The sequence below is a fragment of the Bacillus sp. 05T31 genome (assembly GCF_056396725.1).
Window position 1 is genome coordinate 1 of record NZ_JBFTMA010000712.1, and the last position, 2,269, is coordinate 2,269.

2 protein-coding genes and 1 pseudogene are annotated in these 2,269 nt (G+C 34.1%); all 3 read right to left on the reverse strand.

The genetic code is table 11. The annotated features are described in order from the left end of the window. Positions 1–296: 296 nt before the first annotated feature. Positions 297–944, reverse strand: a complete 648-nt coding sequence (locus AC1DJR_RS27070; RefSeq protein WP_060750310.1) for a nitroreductase family protein — start codon at positions 942–944, stop codon at positions 297–299. A gap of 98 nt (positions 945–1,042) precedes the next feature. Then, positions 1,043–1,918, reverse strand: a complete 876-nt coding sequence (gene dat, locus AC1DJR_RS27075; protein ID WP_477003953.1) for a D-amino-acid transaminase — start codon at positions 1,916–1,918, stop codon at positions 1,043–1,045. A 131-nt stretch (positions 1,919–2,049) separates the two neighbouring features. Beyond that, positions 2,050–2,269, reverse strand: a pseudogene (locus tag AC1DJR_RS27080) (ABC transporter substrate-binding protein); the annotation flags it as partial.

Below are 2,269 nucleotides of genomic sequence, written 5' to 3' on the forward strand. Positions count from 1 at the left end.
CAATACAGACAATCCAGCGATTATGAATTTCTTCAAAATTCATTCCCCCTGTTATTTCATAATAATTTATTATACAAAAATAACTTCTTGATTTTAAAACTAGTTTTTAACACTTTCATGAACAAATATTAGCTTGCTCACGATTACTGTACCATACTTTCATTTTAAGAACATTAATTTTTTTAAAGAAATAAATAGTAATTCCACTCTATTCATCATTTTAGCCCAATTCACTAAAAAAATATCCATGCAAAATAAAAAGACATTGTCATTTCAATGTCTTTTCTACATAACATTTAGAAAATAAATGTTGTAATCTCATCAACTTCTTTTCGAGAAAGTTTCTTCGGCTTATCTTTCGGAAACCCGAGTGAAATTACCATATTAATTTGTTTTTGAGGCTCAATTTGTAAATATTGTCGCAGTTCATCTTGAGCTAATAATACAGGTCCTGTCATTGGACAAGTACCCAGTCCTCTCGCATGTGCAGCCAACATTAAGTTTTGTGCTGCTAAACAGCTACTCTTAATTCCTTCCTCTTCCCATACTGAATCAGGAACGAAGGCAATTGGATCAAATATCTTTTCACGAAACTTTGATTCATATGGTGTTGCCAAACATACGATTAATACTGGCGCCTCAGAGAAAGCTGTCGCATATGGACCGAAAGAACGTGTAAGTAATTTCCCTGCTTTCTCTTCTCCATTTTCTGATGCTTTTGCCGCAAGTTTATGTAATGCATCCCATGTCATTTGTTCAATTTCTTTAATTTTCTCTCGGTTCATAATGACCAAGAACTCCCACGTTTGTGAGTTCGTATCACTCGGTGCATAACGAGCACAATCAATAATTTCTTTTATATCACTAGTGGATACTTCTTGTTCTGTAAACTTTCTAACACTTCGTCTACCGTGAATTACTTCTTTAAAATCTTCATAATTCATATATTAAATCCCCTTTTTACAGCGTTTTCAAAACTTGTCCTATGGTTGAATTATATCATGAAAAAAAGCTGGGGGAATACCAGCTTTTTCCCTCATTATTAATTTGTCACTTTAAACAAGCTAATACTTTCTTCATATGCAGCTTGTAGTTTTTTCGTAATTGGTCCTCTTTCGCCACTTCCAAACTTCTCATCACCAATTTGAACAACAGGGAATATTTCAAGTGGTGTCGCTGTAAAGAAACATTCGTCAGCCTCGTATACTTCTTGCAATGAGAATTCACGCTCTTCTACTTCAATATGTAAAGCTTTCGCTAATGTAATAACGTAGTGACGAGTAATGCCGTGTAGAATGAAATTATCGGCCGGATGTGTAATTAATTTATTATTTTTCACCATAAAGAAATTCGAATGACACCCTTCTGTTACAACTCCATCTCGTACTAATATCGCTTCTTGATACCCTTGCTCGTTTATTTTATTTTTAATCATGATATTAGGTAGAAGGTTTAAAGATTTTATATGACAGAACTTCCAGCGTATATCCTCTTCTACAGTAACCTTTATTCCTTGTTCCATAGTAGCGGTAGGTCTTGGAAACAAAACAATATTCGCAAAACATGTTGGCTGTAAATCTTTTGTATACACATGATTTCGAGCTTGAGCTCCACGTGATATTTGAAGATACACATTCCCATCCTCTTGAAATTGATTTCTTTCAATCATTTGATGAAGTTCTTCAACTAACTCTTCCTTTGTAAACGGCGGAACAATATTTATTTCCCTCATAGATTTAAAAAAACGTTCCAAATGTAAGTCTAATAAATGAGGCTTCCCATCGTATAGCCTAAATACTTCATATATGCCATCACCAAATTGAAAGCCCCTCTCCTCTAATGGGACCATCGGCTGTTCTTCCTTCGTATTCACAATTCTTCCGTTAAATAAAATCCAATCTTTATGAGTAGCTTTCATTCCTTYCCACTCCTTTATTCCATGATTGGTTTTATTGTACAACTTATCCACACTTAAAAGAAGGAATTTTCTGTATTTAACCAAACAAAAAAGTACATCACCTATTTAAAGTGATGCACTCAACCAATCATTTATTTCAAAAAATATTTTTCAATATCATCTAGCATTAAGTTTGCAGCTTTAATACCGCCTGCTGTATTCCAAATTACTTCATCCACTTGGAATACTTTATTGTCTTTAGAAGCCYGCAGCTGCTTAAAGAGTGGGTCTTCTGTCCATTCTTTTGCTAACGTGGTTCCTTCGTTATTCTTATCTGCATCTTTATCAGATGTGAAGTAGAATATGTAGTCC

What these genes read in the sequence shown, in the direction of transcription:
- AC1DJR_RS27070 (WP_060750310.1), bottom strand. Translation starts at nt 944, where the DNA reads ATGAATTATGAAGATTTTAAAGAAGTAATTCACGGTAGACGAAGTGTT.
- dat (WP_477003953.1), bottom strand. Translation starts at nt 1,918, where the DNA reads ATGAAAGCTACTCATAAAGATTGGATTTTATTTAACGGAAGAATTGTG.